General features: G+C 72.2%; 11 protein-coding genes and 1 pseudogene. 2 read left to right on the plus strand and 10 right to left on the minus strand.

All coding sequences use genetic code 11. From position 1 onward, the window contains the following. Window positions 1-68: 68 nt before the first annotated feature. The 3 genes from JHAT_RS17830 to JHAT_RS17840 form a co-directional block, all read right to left on the minus strand. Window positions 69-461 (minus strand): STAS domain-containing protein, encoded by a 393-nt coding sequence (locus tag JHAT_RS17830; protein ID WP_077799188.1) that lies wholly within the window; start codon window positions 459-461, stop codon window positions 69-71. A gap of 172 nt (window positions 462-633) precedes the next feature. Beyond that, a complete protein-coding gene (locus tag JHAT_RS17835; RefSeq protein ID WP_171990949.1) occupies window positions 634-3,087 on the minus strand; it encodes a SpoIIE family protein phosphatase in 2,454 nt (817 codons plus the stop codon). A 97-nt stretch (window positions 3,088-3,184) separates the two neighbouring features. Next, window positions 3,185-7,180 carry a HAMP domain-containing protein gene (locus JHAT_RS17840; protein ID WP_077799189.1) on the minus strand — a complete coding sequence of 1,332 codons (3,996 nt, stop codon included), beginning with the start codon at window positions 7,178-7,180 and terminating at the stop codon, window positions 3,185-3,187. 340 nt (window positions 7,181-7,520) lie between these two features. On the opposite strand from JHAT_RS17840, the gene JHAT_RS17845 reads away from it, so the two are divergent. Further along, a complete protein-coding gene (locus JHAT_RS17845; RefSeq protein WP_077799190.1) occupies window positions 7,521-7,892 on the plus strand; it encodes a hypothetical protein in 372 nt (123 codons plus the stop codon). A 209-nt stretch (window positions 7,893-8,101) separates the two neighbouring features. Here the strand turns inward: JHAT_RS17845 and JHAT_RS17850 are convergent, their stop codons facing one another. Then, complete coding sequence (locus tag JHAT_RS17850) at window positions 8,102-8,536, minus strand: ATP-binding protein (protein WP_077799191.1); 435 nt, start codon at window positions 8,534-8,536, stop codon at window positions 8,102-8,104. Between the two features lie 186 nt (window positions 8,537-8,722). Next, window positions 8,723-10,633, minus strand: coding sequence for a long-chain fatty acid--CoA ligase (locus JHAT_RS17855; RefSeq protein WP_077799192.1), 1,911 nt, complete (start codon window positions 10,631-10,633; stop codon window positions 8,723-8,725). A 158-nt stretch (window positions 10,634-10,791) separates the two neighbouring features. Between JHAT_RS17855 and JHAT_RS17860 the strand changes: the two genes are divergently transcribed. After that, window positions 10,792-11,025 carry a DUF6480 family protein gene (locus JHAT_RS17860; protein ID WP_077799193.1) on the plus strand — a complete coding sequence of 78 codons (234 nt, stop codon included), beginning with the start codon at window positions 10,792-10,794 and terminating at the stop codon, window positions 11,023-11,025. Between the two features lie 31 nt (window positions 11,026-11,056). On the opposite strand, the gene JHAT_RS17865 is transcribed toward JHAT_RS17860, so the two are convergent. The 5 genes and pseudogenes from JHAT_RS17865 to JHAT_RS17885 form a co-directional block, all read right to left on the minus strand. Next, complete coding sequence (locus JHAT_RS17865) at window positions 11,057-12,148, minus strand: glutamate--cysteine ligase (RefSeq protein WP_077799194.1); 1,092 nt, start codon at window positions 12,146-12,148, stop codon at window positions 11,057-11,059. Window positions 12,149-12,259: 111 nt separating this feature from the next. Continuing rightward, window positions 12,260-14,485, minus strand: coding sequence for a 1,4-alpha-glucan branching enzyme (glgB, locus tag JHAT_RS17870; protein ID WP_077799195.1), 2,226 nt, complete (start codon window positions 14,483-14,485; stop codon window positions 12,260-12,262). A 3-nt stretch (window positions 14,486-14,488) separates the two neighbouring features. Next, a complete protein-coding gene (locus tag JHAT_RS17875; protein ID WP_077799196.1) occupies window positions 14,489-15,850 on the minus strand; it encodes a maltokinase in 1,362 nt (453 codons plus the stop codon). 28 nt (window positions 15,851-15,878) lie between these two features. Continuing rightward, window positions 15,879-17,597 (minus strand): maltose alpha-D-glucosyltransferase, encoded by a 1,719-nt coding sequence (gene treS, locus JHAT_RS17880; protein ID WP_077799197.1) that lies wholly within the window; start codon window positions 17,595-17,597, stop codon window positions 15,879-15,881. After that, window positions 17,594-18,044 (minus strand): annotated as a pseudogene (locus JHAT_RS17885) (alpha-1,4-glucan--maltose-1-phosphate maltosyltransferase); the annotation flags it as partial. The pseudogene JHAT_RS17885 and the gene treS, both read right to left, overlap by 4 nt.

Consider the following 18,044-nt stretch of genomic DNA (forward strand, 5'->3'; position numbering starts at 1 on the left):
CACCCGTCGAACTCGTACGACACCTGATCCCGCACGAGCGGCCCGGATGAGCGGCGGGGCGATCCGGATCAGGCGTCCGGCACCTCCGGGCCCTCCGGCTCCCGGTCGATGCGGGCGAGCGCCTCCTCGACGCTGTCGGAGACCGGCACGGTGATGCTCACACCGGTCAGGTCCAATATGCGCAGCACCGCCGGAGCGGGCGAGATGATGTGCACGCTGCCCGGCAGGCCGCGCGCCTCCTGGTAGACCCGGAGGATGATGTTCATGCCGGAGGAGTCCATGAACGGGACGTCCGACAGGTCCAGCAGGAAGTGCCGTCGGCCGTGGTGCAGTTGGTTGGCCAGGTGGTGCTGGAACTCGGTCGCGGTGTCGACGTCCAGATAGCCCTCCACCTTGAGCAGCGCGACGTCCTCCCGGGGCAGCGTCACCTCGACGGACAGCGGGTTCTGGGCAATGGGCACGTGTACCTCCAACGATCCTGACGGCCAGGGGCTGGGCCGCCCCCGTGAGCGATGTCGCAGTCCGCGGGCGAGGGGCGCGCCGGCGATCGACCTCTCACCGCCCGCCGTGCCCCTCACCCGTGAACACCGCTCACCGCGCCCGGCGCATACCCCCGAATCCGAAGGCCACACGTCACCCGACCCGGATGCCCACGAGACACGTGTCGTCGTCCGTGTCCGACCTGCTGTAGGTGAGCAGACGGTCCAGGTGCTGGTCCAGTGTCCTGGGGCTCGGACGGGCGGTGCTCAGCAACTGCGCCAGCGACTCCTCCACCGAGCGGTCACGGCGTTCGATCAGGCCGTCGGTGTACATCAGCAGCGTGTCCTCGGGGGCCAGCTGCACCTCGTCCTCCTCGTAGACGGCCTCCGCCACCGCGCCCAGCAGCAAGCCCCTCACCAACGGCAGGGGCTCGGCCTCCGCGCCCCTGACCAGTACCGGCGGCAGGTGCCCGGCGCGGGCCCAGCGCAGCGTCCGCCGGGCCGGGTCGTACAGGCCGCACACCGCGGTCGCCGTGACCCCGCCCGTCAGGTGGTGCGCCACGATGTTCAGCCACGACAGCAGCTGTCCCGGGCCCGCGCCCGTCACCGCCAGTCCGCGCAGCGCGTTGCGCAGCACGACCATGCTCGTCGCGGCTTCTATGCCGTGCCCGGCGACGTCCCCCACGCACAGCAGCACCATCCGGTTCGGCAGCATCACCGCGTCGTACCAGTCACCGCCCACCAGCTGCTCCGTCTCCGCCGGCCGGTAGCGGACGGCCACCTGGAGATCCGGCACCCGGAGCGGGGTCTGGGCGGGCGGCATGATGGCGTGCTGCAGCTGCAGGGTCAGCCGGGCGCGCTCGACGGCCTGCTGCTCGGTGTGCGCCAGCTGGTCGCGGGTCGCGGCGAGGGCCACCTCCGTCCAGTGCTGGGCCGAGATGTCCTGGTAGGCGCCGCGCACCACGAGCAGGCGGTCGTCGGTGTCCAGCACCGGCTCGGCCACCACCCGCACGTGCCGGGTCACCCCGTCCGGACGCTGCAGCCGGAACGCCGCCGACGCCGGCCTGCGGTGGTGCAGCAGCGTGCGCAGGAACCGGCCGATGGGGACGGCGTCGTCCGGATGGGCGTGGGCGGTCAGCTCCTCCAGCGGCACCGGGGTGCTCGTCTGCGGGCGCCCGTACAGGTCGAAGAGCTGTCCGTTCCAGGTGATCTCACCGGTCAGCAGATTCTCCTCGAAGCCGCCGATGCGGCCGAGGCGCTGGGCGTGCTGGAGCAGGCTCGCCAGCCGGGCCGTCTCGTCCTCGATGCGCCAGATGAGCAGCACCGCGTTGCCGTGCCGGCTGATGCTGATGTCCGCGACCGCCGACAGCGGCACCTGGTCGACCAGCGCGGTCAGATTCATCCGCCGGGCCCGGAACGGCTCGCCCGTCGCGTAGACCCGCTCCACGCTCCGGAACAACTCGCTGTCCCCGGCGGCCATCGGATACGCCTCCAGCAGCAGCGCGCCCCCCACCACAGCACGCGGCCGCCCGGCGGGGTCCAGGAAGCGCTTGTTCACGTGCTGGATGCGGAAGTCCGCCAGGTGCCCGGCGGCGTCCAGGTGCGGCACCAGGACCAGGGCGGGGTCGTGCAGTCCGTCCGCCAGGTCCATCAGTTCCGCGGCGTCCGGCAGCACCCGCGGCTCCTGCCCGGCGCCGTGCGGCGGCGTGTACGTCTCCAGCGTGTGCGCGCACAGCTCCGCCAGGGCCTCCACCTGGCGCACCACCTGGGGCGGCTGCGCGGGCAGGGGCTGCGGCCAGGCGATCTCCAGCACGCCGTGGACGCGTCCTCCCGTACCGGCGGGCACGGCGCACCGGCCGCCGTCCGGATACTGGTGCCGGCCCACACTGGGCAGCCCGGTCTCGGTCAGCGAGGTGATCCACTGCCCCGTGCGTTCGGTCAGGCCGCGCCGCGCCACCGTCGCCACGTCCGGCGGCACATAGCGCCAGCGGGTGGCCTCGGCCGGCGAGAACCCGGCGCAGCCGGCCAGCGTGAGCGACCCGTCGGAACCGGCCGCCCAGATGGCCACGGCGACCGCCCCGAGCGGGCGCAGCGCCTGCTCCAGCAGGGCGTCGGCCACGGCCTGGGTGTCGTCCGCGGCCAGCGCGCCGCTCTCGGCCGCCCGCAGCCGCACGGCGGCGGACTCGGCGGACGCCTGCCCGGCCTCCTCGGACCGCTCCGTCCCGGCCGCGGCGGTGGCCGCGAGGAACGCGTCCGTGACCTCCGACATCCGGTCCCGGGCGGCCTGGTTGATGACGTCGACCGCGAACTCCAGCAGCGTCACCTGGGACTGTTCGGCCAGCTCGGTGAGCTGCCGGGCGGCCTGCGCCGGGCCGCACCCGAGCCGGGCGACCAGCACGCCCTTGGCGAGCTCGATCAGGGCCCGGCCCTCGGCCTCCGCCTGGGCGGCCCGCACCTCGCGGCTGAGCCGGTCCACGGTGGCCGCGAGCCTGCCCACGGGTGACAGCGGGGTCATGCCGCGCAGGCCGGCGGCGGGCACGTCGACCTCGCCGGCCGTGCCGGGCGGCTCGCCGGCGCCTGGTTCGCGCGACTGCTCGGAGATGTTCACGATCGGGACGCTCCTCGGCTGAAGACCGTCACGGTGTACGGCGCGACGCGCCGCGCACCGCCCGGTCCACCGGTGTACGGGACGGGTGCCGGCGTGTTCATGCGGGCAGCCAGCGCCGGACGCAGGCGATGAGGTCCTGCGTGTCGACGGGCTTGGTGACGTAGTCGCTGGCGCCCGAGGCGATGCTCTTCTCCCGGTCGCCCGGCATCGCCTTCGCCGTCACCGCGATGATCGGCAGATCCGCGTACTGCGGCATGCGGCGGATCTCCGCGGTCGCGGTGTAGCCGTCCATCTCCGGCATCATCACGTCCATCAGGACCAGGGCGACGTCCGGGTGGTTCATCAGCGTCTCGATGCCCCGTCGGCCGTTCTCCGCGTGCAGGACCCGGAAGCCGTGCAGCTCCAGGATCCCGCTGAGCGCGAAGAGGTTGCGCGCGTCGTCGTCCACGACCAGAACGGTGCGGCCCGACGGCGTCTCCTCCACGGGCGGCGGCACCAGGCGCTGCGGCTCCTCGGGACGGACCAGGGACAGCACGTCGCCGGGCTCCTCGGCGGCCAGGTGCAGCGCGATCCGCTCCCGCAGCTCGTCGAGGCTGGACAGGAACTCCAGCGCCCCGCCCCCGGCACCGGAGCGAAGGCGCTCCTCCACCGCCGCGTCCGTGCGGTGACCGCTGTGCACGAGCACCGGCACGCTCGCCAGCGCCGAGTCGCCCCGCAGCGCCTGGAGGAACCGGGACGCCTCGGAGTCCGGCATGCCCAGCTCCAGGACCACGCAGTGGCACGGCTCGGCCGCCAGCGCGCCGGCCGCCTCCTCGGCCCCGACGGCGGTGATGACGTCGAGCGGAGGCCTGCCGCCCGCCTCGTCCCGCCCGTGCGACAGGTCCGCGACCACGCTCTCCGCGACCAGGGTCAGCAGGCCGCGCGGCCGTTCCTCCACCACCAGCAGCCGCCGCGGACGCCGGCGGTGCCCGCTCGTCAGCTCGGGCAGCGGCGCCGGGCTCGTGAGCTCGTCCGCGGACGACCGGGCCGGCGTCTGCTCCCCGCCCCGGCCCAGCAGGTCCTCGAAGTCGGGCCGGGCCACCGGCAGGAACAGCGTGAACGTGCTGCCCCGGTCGGGCGTGCTGTCCACCGTGACGGCACCGCCCAGCAGCTGGGCGATCTCCCGTGTGATGGACAGGCCGAGCCCGGTGCCGCCGTACTTGCGACTGGTCGTCCCGTCGGCCTGCTGGAACGCCCCGAAGATCGACTCCAGGTGCTGCTCCGGGATGCCGATGCCCGTGTCCTTCACCCGGAAGGCCACCACGGCACCGCCGCGGACCACACCGCCGGGCACCTCGTCGTCCGGCGCCGGCTCGATGGCCAGCTCCACCCCGCCCCGCTCGGTGAACTTCACCGCGTTGGACAGCAGGTTGCGCAGCACCTGGCGCAGCCGGGAGTCGTCGGTCAGCAGGTCCGCCGGCGCCCCGGGGGCCGTCGTCACCGTGAACTCCAGGCCCTTCTGCGTCGTCATGGGCCGGAACGTGGCCTCGACGTAGTCGATGAGCTGCCGCAGCGTCACCCGCTCCGGGGAGACGTCCATCTTCCCCGCCTCGACCTTCGACAGGTCCAGGATGTCGTTGATCAGCTGGAGCAGGTCCGAGCCCGCCGAGTGGATGATCCCCGCGTACTCGACCTGCTTCGGGGTGAGGTTGCGCGAGGGGTTCTGGGCGAGCAACTGGGCGAGGATGAGCAGGCTGTTGAGCGGGGTGCGCAGCTCGTGGCTCATGTTCGCCAGGAACTCCGACTTGTACTTCGAGGCCAGCGACAGCTGCTGGGCGCGGGCCTCCAGCTCCTGCCGGGCCTGCTCGATCTGGAGGTTCTTCGCCTCGATGTCCCGGTTCTGGGCGGCCAGCAGGGACGCCTTGTCCTCCAGCTCGGCGTTGGAGCGCTGCAACTCCTCCTGCTGCACCTGCAGTTCCGTGGAGCGGGCCTGGAGCTCGGCCGTCAGGCGCTGCGACTCGGCGAGCAGCTCGTCGGTGCGAGCGTTGGCCACGATGGTGTTGACGTTGACGCCGATGGTCTCCATCAGCTGTTCCAGGAAGTCCCGGTGGATCGGCGTGAACGCGGTGACCGACGCCAGCTCGATCACGCCGAGCACCTGGCCCTCGACCACGATGGGCACCAGCACCAGGGCGGTGGGCACCACCCGGCCGAGCCCCGAGGAGATGGTCACGTAGTCCGGCGGCAGCTCGTCCACCACGATGGTGCGCCGGCTGCGCGCGGCCTGGCCGACCAGCGTGCGGCCGAACGCGATCCGGGTGGGCCGGTCCGCGTCGTCGGGGTAGCCGTAGGAGCCGACGAGCCGCAGTTCGGGGCCGTCGTCGCCGTCCTCGGCGAGGTAGAAGGCGCCGTACTGCGCCGACACCAGCGGCACCAGCTCGTCCATGATCAGCTCGGCGACCACGGGCAGGTCCCGGTGGCCCTGCATCAGGCCGGAGATCCGGGCGAGGTTGGTCTTGAGCCAGTCCTGTTCCTGGTTGGCCCGGGTGGTCTCGCGCAGGGACTGCACCATCGCGTTGATGTTGTCCTTGAGCTCGGCGACCTCGCCGGACGCCTCCACGTTGATCGAGCGGGTCAGGTCGCCCTCGGCGACGGCGCTCGTCACCCCGGCGATCGCCCGGACCTGACGGGTGAGGTTGCCCGCCAGCTCGTTGACGTTCTCCGTGAGCCGCTTCCAGGTGCCCGAGACGCCCTCCACCTCGGCCTGGCCGCCGAGCCGGCCCTCGGTGCCGACCTCGCGGGCCACGCGGGTGACCTCGTCGGCGAAGGCGGAGAGCTGGTCGACCATCGTGTTGATGGTCGTCTTGAGCTCCAGGATCTCGCCGCGCGCGTCGACGTCGATCTTCTTCGACAGGTCGCCCCGGGCCACCGCCGTCGTCACCAGCGCGATGTTGCGCACCTGACCGGTGAGGTTGTTGGCCATCGAGTTGACGTTGTCGGTCAGGTCCTTCCAGGTGCCGGCGACGTTCGGCACGTGCGCCTGCCCGCCGAGCCGGCCCTCGGTGCCGACCTCGCGGGCGACGCGGGTGACCTCGTCGGCGAACGCCGACAGCGTGTCGACCATCGTGTTGATGACCTCGGCCAGGGCCGCGATCTCGCCCTCGGCCTTGACGGTGATCCGCTGCGACAGGTCGCCGCGGGCCACCGCGGTGGCGACCTGGGCGATGGAGCGGACCTGCCCCGTCAGGTTCGACGCCATCACGTTGACGTTGTCGGTGAGGTCCTTCCAGGTGCCCGACACGCCGCGCACCTGCGCCTGCCCGCCCAGGTTGCCCGCCGTGCCGACCTCGCGGGCGACGCGGGTGACCTCGTCGGCGAAGGCGGAGAGCTGGTCGACCATCGTGTTGATGGTGTTCTTCAGCTCCAGGATCTCGCCGCGCGCGTCCACGGTGATCTTCTGCGACAGGTCGCCCTTGGCCACGGCGGTCGCCACCTGGGCGACGTTGCGGACCTGGTTGGTCAGGTTGCCCGCCATGAAGTTCACCGAGTCGGTGAGGTCGCGCCACGTCCCCTTGACGCCCTGGACGTCCGCCTGACCCCCCAGCCGCCCGTCGGTGCCGACCTCGCGGGCGACGCGGGTGACCTCGTCGGCGAAGGCGGAGAGCTGGTCGACCATCGTGTTGATGGTGTTCTTCAGCTCCAGGATCTCGCCGCGCGCGTCGACGTCGATCTTCTGCGACAGGTCGCCCTTGGCCACCGCCGTGGCCACCTGCGCGATGTCACGCACCTGGGTGGTCAGGTTCCCCGCCATGGCGTTGACCGAGTCCGTCAGGTCGGCCCAGGTGCCCGAGACGCCCGGCACCCTCGCCTGCCCGCCGAGGGTGCCCTCGGTACCGACCTCGCGGGCCACCCGGGTGACCTCGGAGGTGAACACGGACAGCTGGTCCACCATGCCGTTGAAGACCTTGGCGATGTCGCCCATCAGGCCGTCCGCCTCGTCCGGCAGGCGCGTGCCGAAGTCGCCGTCCCGCACGGCCGTCAGGCCGGCCAGCAGGCGCCGCAACTCCTGATCGCCCGGCACCGTGTCCACGGCTCCGGTGCTGTCGCTGGTCATGCGCACCCTCGTTCCGCTCCCCAGGAGCCCCCGGCTTCCGAGGGCTCGGAACACCTCCGGAACCGCCGGGCGGTCCGGTCCGTCGTGCCTGCGTTTTCGCAGTTCACGGTTCTGCTCGATGAGAAAAATACGTCAGAGGCTAACCCAGGGGCCGGGCGGCGGACAAAGCGGGTCCCCCTGCCTGGCCGGGAGCCGGTGACGCCACCCGGCCACGGGCCCGAATGCGGCGGCCCGTGCCGGGTATCCACTGCTGGGGGGCCGGACCACCCGTGGCATCCGCCCGGCCCCCGGCCCCCGGTCGCCGAGCCGAGCCGTACCGAAGGGAAGGGGAAGGGACAGCGTGCCGACTGACACCATCTGGTCGTACGCCGCGGACAGCGGTCACACGGAGGGGCAGGACCTCACGGGCTGCACCGTCCTCGCGAGCGACGGCACCATCGGCCACGTGGACCGGCAGGCCGACCACTTCGGCATGCGGCACCTGGTCGTCGACACCGGCGTCTGGATCTTCGGACGCAGCGTGCTCGTCCCGGTCGGCGTGGTGCGGGGCGTCGACCCCGAGGCCCGCACCGTCACCGTGGCGTGCACCAGGGCGGAGATCAAGGCCGCGCCCCGGTTCCGGACCGACAGCGAGACCATGGACCGGGAGTACCTGGCGGCCGTGGGCGACTACTACGACCGGCTGCCGTCGCGGAGGGCCACGGGCGACTGACCCGGTGGCCGGCCCGATCCGGTGCAGGTCGTCGACCTGCTGCCCGTCGTCCCGTACCTGGTGACCGACGCGGTCCGGCACGGCGGCGGACCGGCCGGCCGCTCGTCGCCCGCCTGTCGCGGGACATCGCCGTCCTCCGGCGTCCCGAGGGCGGCAGGACGATCAGCGCGTCGGTCCCGGTACGCCCGTGCGGCGCCTGGACCGGCCGGTCACCAGGGCAGGAAGACGTGGATGTCCTTGCCCCGGCCGCCGGTGACGACGCTCACCTGGTCGGACAGGGTGTGGATGAGGTGCCAGCCGATACCGCCGCCGCCGCTGCTCGGGTGGAAGGGGCGCGGCGCGGGTTCGGTGGTGCTCGTGTCGTGCATCACCACGTGCACCCCGTCGAAGGTGCGGCGCAGGCGCAGCTCGAAGGGGCCCGGGGCGTACTGCACCGCGTTGGCCGCCAGTTCCGTGACGACCAGCAGGATGTCGTCCCAGTGCTCGGGCGCCGAGGGCGGTGCCACACGCGCCAGGTCGTAGAGGAACTCCTCCGCGACGAGGCGGGCATCGGTCACATGGTGCAGCTCTCCGGTGAAGCTGGCGGTGCGGCTCGTGATCTCCTCGGAAGCCAGTGTCCTGTCCCAACGCGACTCGGCTGCCATTTCGCCTTCCCGGCCCGGCGTCCACCGGGCGTCGTACCTTCCTTCGCTTCCTCTTCGTTTGTTAGTTCCCGGGTCGGCGGAGCCTACGCGCCCGTCTGTGCCGGCAACGGCGCAGCGCACCGCGGGCGACGCAGCCGTCACCGGAAGAGGACATCGCGGGAAGAGGACGTCGCGGGAAGAGGACGTTCACCGGAAGAAGACGTTGTCCGCGTCCTCCCAGCCGGCCGGCTCCTGCGCCGGCACGTGCGGCCGCCGCCGCGAGCGCGCCTCGTACATCGCGTCGATCTCGAGGGCGTAGGTCCGTACGATCTCGTCCCGCCGCAGCTTCATCGACGGGGTGAGCAGCCCGTTGCTCACGTCGAACGGTTCCGGCAGGACGCGGAAGACCCGGATGGACTCCGAGCGCGACACGGCGCTGTTGGCCGCGGCGACGGCCCGGGTGATCTCCTCCCGCAGCGCGTTCTCCTCGCGCGCCTCGCGCACCGGCGCGTCGCCCTGGAGCGCCAGACCCGCCCGCCAGTGCGTCAGGAACTCGGGATCCAGCGTGATCAGCGCCCCGACGCAGGGCCGGTTGTCGCCCACCACCACCGCCTGGTGGACGAGCGGGTGCATCCGCAGCCGCTCCTCCAGGGCGGCCGGAGCCACGCTCTTGCCGCCGCTGGTGATGATGACGTCCTTCTTGCGTCCCGTGATCGCCAGGTAGTTCTCCTCGTCCAGGTGCCCGAGGTCCCCGGTGGCCAGCCAGCCGTCGCGCAGCACCCGGCGGGTGGCCGCCTCGTCGCCGACGTACCCCTGGAACAGCGACGGTCCGCGCACCAGGATCTCCCCGTCGTCGGCCACCCGGATCTCCACGCCGGGCAGGGGCTGTCCGACGGTGCCCGACTTCTCCCTGCCCAGCGGCTGCATGGTCAGTCCGCCGCTGGTCTCCGTCAGGCCGTAGCCGTCGTGCACGTACACGCCGATGCCCTCGTAGAAGAGGGACAGCTCGCGGCTGAGCGGCGAACCGCCGCACGTCGCCCGCCGCACCCGGCCGCCCAGCGCCGACCGCAGCCGGCGGTACACCGTCCGCTCGTAGAGGGAGTGCTGGAGCCGCAGGTCGAAGCCGGGCCCCGGTCCGGTGCCGAGCCGCCGGCGTTCCAGCGCCGCGGCGAAGTCCCGCGCCGTGCCGGCGGCCCGCTCGAACAGCGCCCCGCGGCCCGCCTGCTGGGCCGCGCGCAGGAAGTTCTTGTAGAGCTTCTCCAGGACCGACGGGACGGCGTAGAAGTACGTCGGACGGAAGGACCGCAGCGCCGACGACATCGCCTCCTCGTTCGTCGCGGGCTCGTGCGCCATGAGCAGCCCGCCCCGCACGCACAGGTTCTGGATCATCAGCCCGTACACGTGCGAGAACGGAAGGAAGGCGAGGACCGCCCCCTGCTCCCCTTCGGGCGCCACCGTGTGGCCCCAGCCGGCGAGCAGCGTGTCGCACGGGGCGGCCAGGCTGCGGTGGCTCAGCGCACAGCCCAGGGCACGGCCCGAGGTACCGGAGGTGTAGGCGACGACGGCCGTGGAGTCCGGCGGCACGAGACGGCGCATGGAGTCGACGGTGGCGTACGGGATGACCTCACCGCGCGCCACCAGCGCGGCCGACGCGCCCGCGTCCAACTGCCAGACGTGCCGCAGCGACGGCAGCGTCGCGCACACCGAGCCGACGGTCATCACGCTCTGCTCGTCCTCGACCACCACGGCCACGCAGCCCGCGTCCCGCAGGATCCACTCGACCTGCTCGCGCGAGGAGGTGGGGTAGACCGGGACGACCTCGGCGCCGACCGTCCACAGCGCGTAACTGAAGATCGTCCACTCGTACCGTGTGCGGGCCAGGATCGCCACGCGGTCACCCGGCCGGATCCCGCACGCGATCAGCCCCTTGGCCAGGCCGACCACCTCGTCGCGGAACTCGGCGGCCGTCACCTCCTCCCAGACGGCGGAGGACGGTACCGGGCGGCGCGCGAGCATCGGCAGGGTGGGCGTGCGGGCCGCCGTCTCGAAGAGACTGTCGGCGAGCCCGCCGGTCAGGGGCGGCAGGCCGGTCCGGGGAGCGAGAGCGGGGTCGCGCATGCACTGCTCCTGACATGTACGGAGGGTGACGTCGCCGACGAGCACCGTCATCGGCGGCTCGAATCTAGCCGAGCCGCGAGCGACGGGGGGCCGGGACGGCGGAAGTGTTCCCACCCGGTGATCCCGGTGATCCCGCCGGATCGGGGGACCCGGACGGCATGACGTACACGAACCCCGATCCCGACCCCGAACACACCACCGGCCTGGAACCGGGCGGCGGCGTGCCGCCCGGCGAGACCCCGCCGGCGGAGAGCAGCCTGCCGGAGGCGGGCCCGCGCGAGGTGCACAACCCCACCAAGGGCTGGGCCAAGGGGCCGCTGTTCCTGATCCTCGCCCTCGTGGTGCTGATCGCGGCCGGCTTCCTCGCCTACGCCCTCGCCCTGATCTTCTGAGCGGCCACGACGAGGGGAGGAACGGCGCGCGTCAGGCCGACCGGGTGCGGCGCACGCACTCGGTGACGACGTCGCGCAGGCTGCCGGTGCGCTCCAGCAGCTCGCGCTGCACGCGGGCGCCGTTGCCGTGCCGCAGCAGGTCCTCGGCCAGTTTCTCGGCCCGCTCCAGGTCGCCGGCGGCGGCCAGCGCCTCCCGTACGTGCTCCAGCAGGGCCCGGACGACCGTCTCCGCGGGCATGCGCCGCATCGTCACCGGGTGCAGCAGCTCCTCCGTCAGCCCGGACCGGGCGGCCCGCCAGGCGGCCAGGCGCAGCAGGCTCACACTGTGCCCGGCCGGCTCGGTGCCCTCCCGCCACTCACGGGCGGCCGTCTCGACCAGCGCACGGGCCAGGGCCGCGATCAGCACGGCGGTGCTCGCGTCCAGGCAGACGTCCATGACCCGGAACTCGACCGTCGGGTACCGCCGGGCCAGCCGGACGTCGAAGTAGATCATCCCCTCGTCGAGGATGGTGCCGGTGGCCACCATGTCCGCGACCCGCCGGTGATAGGTCTCCGCCGACCCGAACAGCTCCGTCGGACCCGCCGAGGGCCAGCGCTGCCAGACCCGGCTGCGGTAGCTGCTGTACGCCGAGTCCTTGCCCTGCCAGAACGGCGAGTTCGCGCTCAGCGCGGTGAGCACCGGCAGCCAGGGCCGCACCCGGTCGACGACGGCGACGGCCTCCTCGTCGGACTCCACGGACACGTGCACGTGACAGCCGAGGACGAGCTGTTCGTGCACCACGACGCCGTACTGCTCCGCCATCCACCGGTACCGGCGGTTCATGCCGACGGCGGGGCTGACCGGCAGCGGCGACGTGGCGAGCGCAGCGACGGCACAGCCGATCCCCCCGGCGTACCGCCCGGCCTCCTCACGGCAGCGGACGATCTCCGCGTGCAGGCGCTCCATGTCCGCCTGCGGATGGGTGGCGAACTCGAGCATCTGCTCGTGCAGTTCCTTCTCGAAGACGTCCTGCTCGGCGTCGTCCCGAGAGGCCCGGGCGAGTACCGCGGCGGACAGCGCACGCGGCTCGCCGGACTCGGGATCCACCAGGAGGAGTTCCTCCTCCACTCCGACGGTGCGCACGTGATGCCGCCTTTCCGGGGGTCCGACCGGGACGACGGCGGGGACTTCCCGCCGTTCGGATCCCGACTGCCCCCACAAGGGCCGCGGAACACCTGGCCGTGCCGGCGCACGTCACAGGGCGAAGGGCACCAGCCACACCGTGGCCAGCGGCGGCAGCGTGATCCGGATGCCGCCGTCCTCCGGCTTGACCGGGTCGGGGTTGGTCACACCGCTGCCGCCGTACTCCTCGGCGTCCGTGTTGAGGACCTCCTGCCAGAGGGGGACCTCGTCGCCGACGGCGAGCCCGTACCCGTGCCGGACCACCGGCGAGAAGTTCGACACCGCCAGCAGGGGGCTGCCGTCCTCGTCGAACCGCAGGAAGGCGAAGACGTTGTCCTCGGCCGCGTCCACGGCGACCCAGCGGAAACCGGCCGGATCGGTGTCGCGCCGCCACAGCGCCGGGGTCCGGCCGTAGCGGGTGTTGAGCTCGCGCACCAGGTCCTGGATCCCGCGGTGGTCGCCCGCCGAGTGGTACCCCTCGTCGAGCAGCCACCACTCGGGGCCCTGCTTCTCCGACCACTCGGCGCCCTGCGCGAACTCCTGTCCCATGAACAGCAGCTGCTTGCCGGGATGGGCCCACATGAAGCCGAGATAGGCGCGGACGTTCGCGCGCCGCTGCCACCAGTCGCCCGGCATCTTCGACACCAGCGCCTGCTTGCCGTGCACCACCTCGTCGTGGGAGATCGGCAGCACGTAGTTCTCGCTGTACGCGTACACCATCGAGAAGGTCATCTCGTGGTGGTGGTACTTGCGGTGCACCGGCTCGTGCGCGACGTACTCCAGCGAGTCGTGCATCCAGCCCATGTTCCACTTCAGCCCGAAGCCGAGCCCGCCGGTGTCGGTCGGCCGGGTCACCCCGCCCCACGCGGTCGACTCCTCGGCGATGGTCACCACGCCGGGGCAGCGCCGGTACACGGTCGCGTTCATCTCCTGCAGGAACGCCATCGCCGCCAGGTCCTCCCGGCCGCCGTACCGGTTGGGCTCCCACTGGCCGGAGTCGCGCGAGTAGTCCAGGTACAGCATCGAGGCGACCGCGTCCACGCGCAGCCCGTCGATGTGGAACTCCTCGCACCAGTAGACGGCGTTGGCGACCAGGAAGTTGCGCACCTCGGTGCGGGCGAAGTCGAAGCAGTACGTGCCCCAGTCCGGGTGCTCGGCGCGCCGGGAGTCCCCGGGCTCGTACAGCGGGTCCCCGTCGAAGCGGGCCAGCGCCCAGTCGTCCTTCGGGAAGTGCGCCGGCACCCAGTCCATGATCACGCCGATGCCCGCCCCGTGCAGGGCGTCGACCAGGTACCGGAAGTCGTCGGGCGAACCGAGGCGCGCGGTCGGCGCGTAGAAGCCGGTGACCTGGTAGCCCCAGGACGGACCGTAGGGGTGCTCGGCGACCGGCATCAGCTCGACGTGGGTGAAGCCCAGGTCCTTGACGTACGCGGGCAGCACGTCGGCCAGCTCGCGGTAGCCCAGCCCCGGACGCCACGAGGGCAGGTGCACCTCGTACACCGAGAACGGCGCCTCGTGCACCGGCGTGGCGGACCGGGTCCGCATCCACTCCCGGTCGTTCCACTCGTAGTGCGACGCCGTCACCACGGAGGCCGTGTTCGGCGGTTCCTCCGCCGCGCGCGCCATCGGGTCGGCCTTGAGGAACCGGTGCCCGTAGCGGGAGTGGATCTCGAACTTGTACCGGGTGCCCTCGCCGACGCCCGGCAGGAACAGCTCCCACACCCCCGACGAACCGAGCGAGCGCATCGGGAACGCCGTGCCGTCCCAGTGGGTGAAGTCGGCGGCGACCCGCACGCCCTGCGCGTTGGGCGCCCACACCGTGAACCGGGTGCCGGCGACGCCCTCGTGGGTCATCGGCTCCGCGCCGAGCGCCCGCCACAGCTGCTCGTGCCGGCCCTCGCCGATCAGGTGCAGGTCCAGTTCGCCGAGGGCGGGCAGGAAGCGGTACGGGTCGTGCGTCTCCAGCTCGCCCCCCTCGTACGCCACGACGAGGGTGTACGCGGGGATCTCCGCGAGCGGCAGGACGCCGGAGAACAGGCCGTCCTCCTCCGACACGAGCCGGTGGCGCTCGCCGTCGACGACCACGCTCACCTCACGGGCGAAGGGACGCAGTGCCCGGAAGGCGATCCCGCCGGGCACCGGATGGGCGCCGAGCAGCGCGTGCGGGTCGTGGTGGGCGCCCGCCAGGAGGCGCCCCCGGTCGGTCGGGTCCAGGGGCGGTGCGGTCCCGCACGCACCGGGGGCGGGGTGCGGGACCGGAGCGGACGGTTCGGGGATCGAGGTGTCGCGGAGGGCCACGGGTCAGTCTCCTCTCACGGCGAGTCGTTCGATCGCCGCCATGGGTACGGGAAGCCAGTCGGGGCGGTGCCGGGCCTCGTACAGCACCTCGTAGACGGCCCTGTCGGTCTCGTAGGCGCGCAGCAGGCCGTGCTTCTTGCGGGGGTCCCACCCGGCTCGGGCGGCGTAACCCGCGCAGAACGCCTCACGGCAGCGGCGCGCCCACTCGGGGCGCCACGGGCGGCGCTGCCGGGCGGCGTAGTCGAAGGAGCGCAGCATGCCCGCGATGTCCCGTACGGGGGAGTGGGCGCTGCGCCGTTCGGCGAGCGGGCGGGACGGTTCGCCCTCGAAGTCGATGACGAACCAGTCCCGGCCGGCCCGCAGCACCTGCCCCAGGTGCAGGTCGCCGTGGATGCGCTGGGCGGGCGGACCCGAGTCGCAGGTGGTCAGCGCGGCGAAGGCCGCCCGCAGACCGGGGACGAAGGGCTGCAGCGCCGGCACGGCGTGCGCGGCCGCGGCCAGCCGTTCGGTCATCGCCGCCGCCGTGCGGCCGTTCTCCCCGGGGGCACCGGCCGGGAACGCCGAGGCCAGCGCCAGGTGCACGTCGGCCATCGCCCGCCCCAACTCGTGGGCCTGCGCGGTGAAGTCGTCCCCGGAGGACAGCGCCTGGAGGGCGAGGGTCCAGCCGTCGGACGCGTCGTGCAGGAACGGCTGGAGCACCCCGAGCGTCGCCCCGTACGGACGGGTCGTCCGCAGCCACGCCACCGGCGCGGGCACCCGGCCGCACCCCTGCCGGGCCAGCGCGCTCGGCACCTCCAGGTCGGGGTTGACCCCCGGCTGGATGCGCCGGAACACCTTGAGGATGAACTCGTCGCCGTACACCAGGGAGGAGTTGGACTGCTCGGCGTCCAGGAGGCGGGGCACGAGCCCGCCGGGCACCGGACGGGACGGATCGCACTCGAAGCGCAGCGGACCCGCCTTGCCGGGGTGCCGCAGCCGTTCGAGGAGCAGCTGGGCCGTCCGGGGGTCGTGCAGGGCGTCGTAGACCGTCAGGCCGGCCAGCGGTCCGTCCTGCACCCGGCCGATGAGCGCCCGTCCCAGGCGCGGCGACGGCTGTTCGCGCACTCCGAGCAGCAACTGGTAGCAGTCGCCGGCCGAGGGCGCGCCGCCCGGCGCGGGGACGGGGCCGTGTCCGGTGTGGACCAGCAGGTGCAGGCAGCCCGGGAACAGCTCGGTCATCGACAACAGACCGAGTTCGGCCACGGGCCGGTCCTTGCCCGCGAACCAGCGCTGCCTCGGCAGCCACTTCCGCAGCAGCTCGCCGAGCGAGGCCATCGGCTCGGCGAGACGGGTCGGACCGGGGTGCAGGGGTGCGGTCTTCGGCATGGTGACGCGTCCTTTCCTCGGCCTGCGCTCACGCGCGGCGGCCGATGCGGGATGCGACTCGGGTGAGCCGGAACCAGTAGAAGCCGTGGCCCCCGAGGGTCAGCAGGTACGGCAGTTCACCGATGGCGGGGAAGCGGACCCCGCCGAACAGTTCGACCGGATGGCGGCCGGCGAACTCGCGCAGGTCCAGCTCGGTGGGCTGCGCGAACCGCGCGAAGTTGTTCACGCACAGCACCAGGTCGTCCTCGTACTCGCGCAGGAAGGCCAGCACGGCGGGGTTGGACGAGGGCAGCTCGGTGTACGAACCCAGGCCGAAGGCGGGGTTCTGCTTGCGGATCTCGATCATGCGGCGGGTCCAGTGCAGCAGCGAGGACGGCGAGGCCATCGACGCCTCGACGTTCGTCACCTGGTAGCCGTAGACCGGGTCCATGATCGTCGGCAGGTACAGCCGGCCCGGGTCGCAGGTGGAGAAGCCGGCGTTGCGGTCCGGGGTCCACTGCATCGGGGTGCGCACCGCGTCGCGGTCGCCGAGCCAGATGTTGTCGCCCATGCCGATCTCGTCGCCGTAGTAGAGGATCGGTGATCCCGGAAGGGCGAGGAGGAGGGCGGTGAACAGCTCGATCTGGTCCCGGTCGTTGTCCAGCAGGGTGGCGAGCCGCCGGCGGATGCCGATGTTGGCGCGCATCCGCGGGTCCTTGGCGTACTCCGCGTACATGTAGTCGCGTTCCTCGTCGGTGACCATCTCCAGGGTCAGCTCGTCGTGGTTGCGCAGGAAGATGCCCCACTGGCAGCCGGACGGGATCGCCGGGGTCTTCGCCAGGACCTCCGAGACCGGGTAGCGCGACTCGCGGCGCACGGCCATGAAGATCCGCGGCATCACCGGGAAGTGGAACGCCATGTGGCACTCGTCGCCGCCGGAGGCGTAGTCGCCGAAGTAGTCGACGACGTCCTCCGGCCACTGGTTGGCCTCGGCCAGCAGCACCGTGTCCGGGTACTGCGCGTCGATCTCGCGGCGGACGCGCTTGAGGAACTCGTGACTGGCGGGCAGGTTCTCGCAGTTGGTGCCCTCCTCGGCGTACAGGTAGGGCACGGCGTCGAGCCGGAAGCCGTCGATGCCGAGGTCCAGCCAGAACTTCAGCGCGGCCAGCATCTCCTCCTGCACGGCCGGGTTCTCGTAGTTCAGGTCCGGCTGGTGGGAGAAGAAGCGGTGCCAGAAGTACTGCCCGCGCACCGGGTCGTAGGTCCAGTTGGACGACTCGGTGTCCACGAAGATGATGCGGGCGTCGGCGTACCGCGTGTCGTCGTCCGCCCAGACGTAGTAGTCGCCGTAGGGGCCGTCGGGGTTCTTCCGCGACTCCTGGAACCACGGGTGCTGGTCGCTGGTGTGGTTCATGACGAAGTCGATGATCACGCGCATGCCGCGCTGGTGCGCCGAGTCCACGAACTCGACGAAGTCGGCCAGGTCGCCGAACTCGGGCAGCACGGCGGTGTAGTCGGAGACGTCGTACCCGCCGTCCCTGAGCGGCGACTTGAAGAAGGGCGGCAGCCACAGGCAGTCCACGCCCAGCCACTGCAGGTAGTCCAGTTTGGCGGTCAGTCCCTTGAGGTCGCCGACGCCGTCGCCGTTGCTGTCCTGGAAGGAGCGCACGAGGACCTCGTAGAAGACGGCCCGTTTGAACCAGTCCGGGTCGCGGTCCTTGGCCGGGGTGTCCTCGAAGGTGTCCGGTACGGGCTCGTTCACGGTCATGAGACTGCCGACCCTTCGTTCTGCGGCGCGGCGGCGGACGGCCGCTGGACGTGGAAGACGTGCGCGGGCGTACGGCCCGGCTCGAGGCGCACGTAGTTGGTCCTGCCCCAGTGGTAGGTCTCACCGGTGAGCTCGTCGCGCACCGGCACCGACTCGTGCCAGTCGAGGCCGAGTTGCGGCATGTCGAGACGGATCGTGGCCTCCTGGGCGTGATGGGGATCGAGATTGACGACCACCAGCACGACGTCGCTCCCCACGCGCTTGCTGTACGCGATGAGGGCGTCGTTGTCGGTCTGGTGGAAGCGCAGGTTCCTGAGCCGGTGCAGCGCGGGGTGGTCGCGTCGGACGGCGTTGAGTCTGGTGATGAGGGGGGCGATGGTGCGGCCCTCGCGGTGGGCGGCGTCCCAGTCGCGGGGTCTGAGCTGGTACTTCTCGCTGTCGAGGTAT

The sequence above is a fragment of the Streptomyces sp. JHA26 genome (assembly GCF_002005565.1).
In the GTDB taxonomy this organism is placed as follows: Bacteria; Actinomycetota; Actinomycetes; order Streptomycetales; family Streptomycetaceae; genus Streptomyces.